Origin of the sequence: Weissella kandleri (assembly GCF_045504165.1) — a bacterium.
Taxonomy (GTDB): domain Bacteria; phylum Bacillota; class Bacilli; order Lactobacillales; family Lactobacillaceae; genus Weissella; species Weissella kandleri_A.
This window is the reverse complement of sequence record NZ_JBJJNY010000011.1, coordinates 37,481-45,140: the sequence shown is the minus strand read 5'-3', so window position 1 is coordinate 45,140 and position 7,660 is coordinate 37,481. Positions and strand designations below refer to the sequence as shown.

Below are 7,660 nucleotides of genomic sequence, written 5' to 3'. Positions count from 1 at the left end.
CGGCTAAAATATATTACTTTAACTTTTTGGGTACACCGCACTAAGGATGGGTGTTTTTTATATGACGAAGTTACAATTTAAGTCCAACAAGTATGAATACGCTCAAATCGAACGTGAAAGCGCATTCAACTATTCGGACATTTGGCGTATTAAAATCTTTCCACCATATTTTATAATGAGGGTGTTAATTCAAGATAGAAAGATTGAATAAAGATTGAATCAGGAGAGGTATCGATATGGTTAAAAAAATTTGGATTGATTGTGACTCAGGACATGATGATGCATTAGCTATTTTGACAGCATTAGCTCATCCAGAGAAACTGAAACTTTTGGGAGTATCAACTATTGGAGGAAATGAATCTTTAGACAAAGTGTGGAATTGAAAGTAATGCGCAGAATTTGTTAATTTTAAAATTAATCAATTATCGAATCAGAATAAAGGAATTCAACTACAGCTTAAACCAACGAAGACCTTAGAAGCCCTGGAAAAGAAAAAACAAGATGAATTAATACAGTCTCAGTTAGATATTCATCAATTATCAACAAATGAAATGACAGATTATCAATATAATACGTTAAAAACGCGTTTATTAAGTTTGTTTTATCGTTGAATTGACATAATAAGCTTATTCCAAAGGAGGAGCCTGGATTATGACCAATCAACAACGAGTGAAACCAAAGCCGAAATTTCAAACAAAAGTATTCATGACTAGTTCGTTAGCAACGGCCGCAATGGCTTTTAACTTTACGGTTACTCAGCCAATAACGGCTTATGCGACAACGAACCAAGCTGAGTCAATGGCAGTTACCAAGTCCTTGGCAACTAACAAAGCAAATGGAGTAACGCCGGTGCAAATGGTTGGATTGTATCATGACCAGGACCATAAGCAATCAATTCTATTGGAAGGTGATTTTCAAGCAGGTGACTTAGTGCAAATGATGCTCAATGATGTTGCTTATGTGGGGGTAGTTCCACATAATGGAACGCATCAATTGCTGCTACAAGTCTCTACGCCGGTATCGCTGACAAAAATAGATGTAGCCGTGGAAGGTCAGATGTATCAAGGCCAGGCAGTTGTTGAATCAGATGTTTAAAATTAAAATAAAGTAATGCATCCTGCAGATAGCTGGGGATGCATTTTTTAATGAGATTTTTGAAAACGACCGCATTACAAGCGGAGATATTTGAGTAGATTCTAGAGCATATAGTATAATGATAAGTATGTTTAAACTTTATGGGGTAGATTATTCAATTGGATAGGTAATTTAATTAGGCATGGTTTTTATTTAAGTGAAAGTCTATAGAACAAGATAAGGATTGATAATCAAGTCGGAGAGTGATGGGGGAATAGCATGGAAAGAGTATTTATTGTGGCGGCTAAACGTACACCCATTGGTAAATTTGGAGGTACTTTGGCGCAAAATCGTTCAGTTGATTTAGGCGCAACGGTGATTCAGTCTGTTTTACAACAAGGCCGTCTAGAGGCGAATCAAATTGATCAGGTCTTAATGGGCAATGTTTTGCAAGCGGGGCAAGGTCAAAACCCGGCGCGCCAAGCGGCCCGTCAAGCCGGGCTACCAGTAACAGTACCGGCCATTACTATTAATGATGTCTGTGGGTCTGGTTTGTCGAGTATTAATTTAGCTGCTTCCTTGATTCAAAGTGGGCAGGCGCAGGTAGTGGTTGCCGGGGGGATGGAAAGCATGTCCCAAGCACCGTATGTCCTACACCAAGCTCGGTTCGGTTACCGCATGGGGGATGGTCAATTAAAAGATACGCTTTTGTCCGATGCTTTGGTAGATGCGAACGGCGGTTTTCATATGGGCATTACGGCTGAGAATGTGGCCAAAACGGATCATATTTCACGGGCTATGATGGATCAATATGCTTTAGAAAGTCATCAAAAGGCAGTTGCAGCTCAAGCAGCGGGGCGGTTTGATGATGAAATCGCGCCGGTAAAAGTTATGGATGCTAAAGGCAAGGTGACGCAAGTCCAAACGGATCAAGCGCCTCGGGCCGATACGTCGTTAGCTAAATTGGCTGCCCTAAAGCCCGTTTATCAAAAAGATGGCACGGTGACAGCTGGTAATGCTTCCGGAATTAACGACGGAGCTGCTGCAGTTATTTTAGTGGGTGAGTCCAAATTAAAAGAATTACAACTAACACCGCTGGCGGAATGGCAAGCTGCCAGTCTGGTGGGCCTTGCTCCTGAACTGATGGGCTTAGGTACCTATTACGCCGTGGAGAAGTTATTAGATGAGCAACACTTAACTATCGATCAAATTGACACGTTTGAATTAAATGAAGCCTTTGCGGCACAATCGTTGGCAAGTATGCAACGATTGCAAGTAGATCCTAGTCGGGTTAACCGAAATGGAGGCGCTTTGGCATTAGGCCATCCAGTGGGTGCATCTGGAAGTCGAATTTTAGTTACTTTGATTTATGAAATGCAACGCCAGCATCAAAAAAGTGGAATTGCATCATTGTGCGTCGGAGGTGGAATGGGTGTCGCAGTGCTAATTACAAGGTAAGTTAAGATGGTTGTGACTATATTTACAACCCTTTTATTTTAGGTTATACTTGTGCAATTAGTTATTAAAAATATATATAAAATAGATAAATGGGGTTTTTAAAATGAATGACTTATATTTTGTGGGTCAAAAAATTGTTAATTTAATGGATGAAAATCAAACGGAGTATGAATTGTTGCTCCGGAGCCATAGTGTCCCTGGTTTCCCAGCTCAAAAATACGCTGAATACATCCAATCTGAAGAAAAGCACGATGAATATTTAGAATTTTTGCAAGATGAAGTTCAGCAAATTTTGAAAATTAATCCTAAGCAACGATTTGCGCTAAACTTAGATCAACAAGAACTTGAATATGAAAATACGTTCAAAATGTTGGCGGCCATCGATGAAAAGTTGCGTTTACGTTTGATGATTGAAATTACTGAATTGCCTCCATTTGATCAAAAAACACAGTATGGCACGGCGATTAATGTTCAAGCCTTTGAAAAGATTAGTAATTTAGGATATCAGATGTCTTTGGATGACGTTACGCAAGGAAATAATTCAATCGGTAACCTTTTACTCGTAGTTCCATATTTGAAACAGATGAAATGGTCGTATATTCATGTGATTAATAAAGTGACTAAAGAAGAAGTGGAGTACTTGATCCAATTTTTGAACTTAATTGCTCAACAATATCAGTTGAATTTAGTGATTGAAGGAGTGGAAGATCAGGAAATTTCAGAATGGTTATTTGATAATAATATTAACAATCAACAAGGATATTTATTTGCTAAACCTGCTGGCGTTGAACCCATTGCGCTAGTGACTAACCGGTTGGATTTATCTGACTAAAAATTAGTAAGCGAAAAAGAGGAGACAGCATTTTGATGCAATATTTAAATAATTATTGGGATGCTTTAACACACGTTTTCAAACAGAGTAGTTTAGAAGGTTTTTTTGTAGTGATAGGAATTTTAGCCATTAGTTTGTTATTGTCTGTTTTCATGCAAGAACGATTAAGAATGCGCGTTTCTTCGAATACAATGAATTGGTTACTAGGAGCGGTCCCCCTGATGGCGGTCCTAACCTTACAAGTTTACTTAATTATGATGAATAATAACCAATTGGCGCTTACAGAAACTAATTTACAATTAATAATCTTTTTATATTTTTTGTTCATCCTCAAAAATCGTGTACAGTTAGTGTTTGAGGGGTTAACCGCGGTGGGTTTGTTAATCTACTTTGTTAATATGCAACATCCGAGTGTGGGGCGTTTTGCCTTAGCGGTATTGGGTGCGATTGCGGTAATATTGATTTCAGCATATATTCAAAAAAGGGCTGACTCCATTATTGACCACCCATGGAAATACTTGGCAATGATTTTGTTATACGCTAATGCCTGGTGGATGATGCTTTCATTGCTATACCCAAATATCACAGTGGCTAAATACCTAGCACTTATTACCAAATTTATTATTTTTATGGGTGTTATTCATATTTTAAATATTTTTGTTCGCCGCATGTGGAAACACTATATTACTTTGCAAAAGAATATCGGGCGTGACTTTTTAACGAACGCTTATAATCGTGAATCATTTGATAGTGTATTTAACGAGGTCTTTGATGCTTTTAGTAATAACCAAATTCCATGGTCATTATTATTATTTGATATTGATAACTTCAAGCAAGTTAACGACACGTATGGACATTTAGTGGGAGACGAAGTATTAAAACAAGTGACGTCCTCAGTTCAAAGTACTTTAATTGAAACGAATTCATCCGGGCAACTATTTCGGTTAGGCGGGGAAGAGTTTGGGATTATTTTTCGCAATAAAACGGAAATGGAAGCGGTTGAAGCAGCCGAGATTATCATGCAACATATTGAAGAAGTTCGAGTACCAATTGCCAAGGATAATACAGTATTAAATGTGACGGTTTCCGCTGGTGTTTCAGAGCAAAAGTTAGAAGATGCCAAAGCACTGGATTTGTATGGGCGGGTTGATTCATACTTGTATACTTCTAAAAATGAAGGTAAACACGCTTTGACAACGTCTAACTGGACGCGGAAGTATAATTAATAATATATTGCTGATCTAGTGTAATATGACGAAAAAAGAAAAGAATGGGGAAGGATTACAGTAATAATGAACGATTTCTATTTTGTAGCTCAAAAAATTGTTAACTTAGAGATAGACGGTTCAAGTTCAGAATATGAACTGCTTTTACGTAGCCATCAAGCACCCGGCTTTCCACAAACGCAATATTTAAAGATGATTAGTGATGAAAAAAACCATAAAGATTATATGGAAATCGTATTGCAAGTGTTGCCACAAATTTTGAAAGCTAATTTAGATGATATTTTTTCATTTAATTTGGATCAACAAGAGTTAGAGTATGAGGCGACTTTTGAAATGCTAGAAATGCTAGCTCAAATTGTACCAAACGTCCATGCGCGTCTATGGATTGAGATTACGGAATTACCAGCGCAGCACCGTTCAAAGCCTTATGCAAACGGCTTGAACGTTGAGGCTTTCGCGCGATTGCAAGATATGGGTTATCAGGTCGCGTTTGATGATTTTGGACAAGGAAATAATTCACTTGGGAATATGTTATTGATTGTCCAATATGTTAAGCGGATTAAATGGTCGTTATTGCATGTTCGGAAATTACTCAATCAAGACGTTTTGAAATTAAATTTAGAATTATTGATTAGCATTACCAAAAATCGACATCTAGACCTAGTGGTAGAAGGAGTTGAAAATCAAGATATCGTTGATTGTTTGCTGCAAAAGCAAGTTTGTTTGCAACAAGGTTACCATTTTGAAAAACCACATGAGATTGCACCAATGCCTCTGGTAATTGATGAAAGTAAAAAGATATTAAGTTAATTTGTAGAATTAGATTAATAAAGCATCAGCGAATAGCTGATGCTTTTTTGCGTTTCAAAAAAGCTTTAAATCAGCATTTACAAGCAGAAAATGAGAATTGAATAAAAATTACAAGTGAAAACATTAAAGAAAGTATTGCTATTGAGTATGATTATCAGTTAAAATAAATAAAAAGAAAGTGAAAACGTTTTCAATAGGCTGAAAGGAGCAAAGCGATGCAAGTAACAGATTTTCATTTAAAAACCGGCTTTTTAATCTTACTTTGCTTCATCGGTGTGCAATTAATTAGTTTTGATTCAATGGCAGCGGATGTGAAAGAAGTAACTTCGAATTCAGAATATCGAACGGCTCTAGCTGACCCGAACGTGACTGAAATACAATTAAAAAATGACCTGAATTACGGGGTTGAGGGTTTTCCGGTGAATCATTCAGTGGTGATTAATGGTATGGGACATACGGTTTTATTTAATGGAACTTTGCAAACACAAGGGGTTTATTTTAACGCAAATGATATTGAAATTCATTATAAAAATATTAATTTTGGCCGAGAAAGTAATCTAGGGTTAAATATTTTAAATAATGCCAATAATTATTATGGTATTGCTCCGCAAAATGGAAAAAGAGGTCTGACCTTACAAGTGGAAAATGTTGGCTATTATTCGGATTTAGGTGCTCAGCCTTTTTATCTACCAGCTGCTGAGAATCAGATTATCTTTAGCGGAACGAATAATTTTCAAATGATGGGGGGATTAAACTCACAAGAATTTGCGGAAGCGCATAAATTCACTTTTAAAGCGAACAGTCAAACTACTATTGTGGATCAAAATAACACTAATTTAGGATTTATTTGGGCTACAAATACAGCATTAAGTTTTAATGTTGAAACTAATGCAAAAGTAAATATTACAACGAGACATGACTTTTTGTATTCCTCAGAAAGCACTCCAATATTCAATCTTGGGTCCGGCGCACAGCTAAATATTAAGCAAACAGATTCGTTAGCGGCTGGAACCCTGGGCCGCTTAATTTACCAAGATAATTTAAAACCACAGATTCAGGTTGGACAAAATGCAAACATTAGTCTACAAACCAAAAATGAAAATAAATTTAGTAACATACAAGTTAACTTAGGTGCTGGATCAAGTAGCTTGTTTAACACGAAACAAGGTAATAACTTTTTTGGCGGTTCAAGCGGGAACATCAAGTTAGATAATGTTCAAGATGTGACATGGTCGGGGCAAGGTGTATCTAGTACTGGACCGATTGGTTTAGTTGGAGGAATTGATTTTACGGATTTTGTACCGCCATTAGACGGCTATGGCGTATATATCAATCAAACTAAGCCAGCATTAACGAAACAAAATACGAACGATAGCTGGATATTAAATACAAGTGGTTTTTCACGTAATGGAACAGACTTTAGCACTGACCAAAAAAATGCGTTAAAAACCGCTAAAGAGATAAAATTAGTCGGCGAAAAAAATCAGCCCACGCAGTTGAGTTGGAGCAGTGATTCTGTCCAAACCACGAAAAACTTTGATATTGATATGTATGATTTACAACAAACGGATGGTCAAGAACTTACCTTTTATTGGCAAGATAATGATCCCAATGAGCAATTGAATTTTCAACTTTTAGATGCAAATAAGCAAATCGTTAAAACGAGTAAGGTTAATACGGGCGATGGTTCAGCCACATGGAAAGAGCAGACCATACAGTTACCAAAGCGAGGAGTCGACTATGGAGCTCAAATTTATCAGATTCACGTTGTGCGAGAAAATACGGATGGTTCATTAAGTGATGCAGGTTCAACTGATCTTCAGTTGCAAGTAAATGTGACCGGTAGTTTAAAATTAATCGATGTTCCTGAAAGTTTTCAATGGTCACAACGCACGCCAAAAGCTAAGACTCAAATTTTAAGCCGTGATGCTGCGAATATTGCGCCGTTTCGGGTAATAGATAGTCGGCCAACGCCTCGTCAATGGACGCTACAAGCACATGTTATTGGAGATTTAAAAGCGCCGTTTCATTTAAAGTGGCGGCAAAATAAAACTGATCCGTTGTTAGATTTAGATGGCCAAGTTATTTGGCAACAGCAAAACCCAGCCCAAGTGCAGATGGATTTTCAGCAGACATGGGATGCCGAAACGGGAGTTGTACTGGAGACTGAACCGTATATTCCCATCGGTCAATATCAAAATCAGCAGACTGTAGTTTGGACTGTAAACACCGTGGACTCAGATGTACCATAAGTAAGCGT

Annotated in this window: 7 protein-coding genes; all 7 read left to right on the top strand. The window is 37.5% G+C overall.

What is annotated here, in order from left to right; translation table 11 throughout:
• Positions 1 to 236: 236 nt before the first annotated feature.
• Entirely contained in the window at positions 237 to 383 is a 147-nt protein-coding gene (locus ACJQWY_RS05875; RefSeq protein WP_407076804.1) for a nucleoside hydrolase, read from the top strand.
• Positions 384 to 651: 268 nt separating this feature from the next.
• Complete coding sequence (locus ACJQWY_RS05870; RefSeq protein ID WP_407076803.1) at positions 652 to 1,095, top strand: hypothetical protein; 444 nt, start codon at positions 652 to 654, stop codon at positions 1,093 to 1,095.
• Positions 1,096 to 1,353: 258 nt separating this feature from the next.
• A complete protein-coding gene (locus ACJQWY_RS05865; protein ID WP_407076802.1) occupies positions 1,354 to 2,532 on the top strand; it encodes a thiolase family protein in 1,179 nt (392 codons plus the stop codon).
• A 103-nt stretch (positions 2,533 to 2,635) separates the two neighbouring features.
• Complete coding sequence (locus ACJQWY_RS05860) at positions 2,636 to 3,364, top strand: EAL domain-containing protein (protein ID WP_407076801.1); 729 nt, start codon at positions 2,636 to 2,638, stop codon at positions 3,362 to 3,364.
• A gap of 35 nt (positions 3,365 to 3,399) precedes the next feature.
• Positions 3,400 to 4,590 carry a GGDEF domain-containing protein gene (locus tag ACJQWY_RS05855; protein WP_407076800.1) on the top strand — a complete coding sequence of 397 codons (1,191 nt, stop codon included), beginning with the start codon at positions 3,400 to 3,402 and terminating at the stop codon, positions 4,588 to 4,590.
• Between the two features lie 66 nt (positions 4,591 to 4,656).
• Positions 4,657 to 5,400, top strand: a complete 744-nt coding sequence (locus ACJQWY_RS05850) for an EAL domain-containing protein (RefSeq protein ID WP_407076799.1) — start codon at positions 4,657 to 4,659, stop codon at positions 5,398 to 5,400.
• Positions 5,401 to 5,615: 215 nt separating this feature from the next.
• Positions 5,616 to 7,652: a pectate lyase-like adhesive domain-containing protein gene (locus ACJQWY_RS05845; protein WP_407076798.1), complete on the top strand. Its 2,037-nt coding sequence runs from the start codon at positions 5,616 to 5,618 to the stop codon at positions 7,650 to 7,652.
• Positions 7,653 to 7,660: the final 8 nt, after the last annotated feature.

Bases quoted from the DNA above. Each gene is read 5' to 3' on its own strand.
- ACJQWY_RS05875 (WP_407076804.1), top strand. From the start codon at position 237: ATGGTTAAAAAAATTTGGATTGATTGTGACTCAGGACATGATGATGCA.
- ACJQWY_RS05855 (WP_407076800.1), top strand. From the start codon at position 3,400: ATGCAATATTTAAATAATTATTGGGATGCTTTAACACACGTTTTCAAA.
- ACJQWY_RS05860 (WP_407076801.1), top strand. From the start codon at position 2,636: ATGAATGACTTATATTTTGTGGGTCAAAAAATTGTTAATTTAATGGAT.
- ACJQWY_RS05845 (WP_407076798.1), top strand. From the start codon at position 5,616: ATGCAAGTAACAGATTTTCATTTAAAAACCGGCTTTTTAATCTTACTT.
- ACJQWY_RS05850 (WP_407076799.1), top strand. From the start codon at position 4,657: ATGAACGATTTCTATTTTGTAGCTCAAAAAATTGTTAACTTAGAGATA.
- ACJQWY_RS05870 (WP_407076803.1), top strand. From the start codon at position 652: ATGACCAATCAACAACGAGTGAAACCAAAGCCGAAATTTCAAACAAAA.
- ACJQWY_RS05865 (WP_407076802.1), top strand. From the start codon at position 1,354: ATGGAAAGAGTATTTATTGTGGCGGCTAAACGTACACCCATTGGTAAA.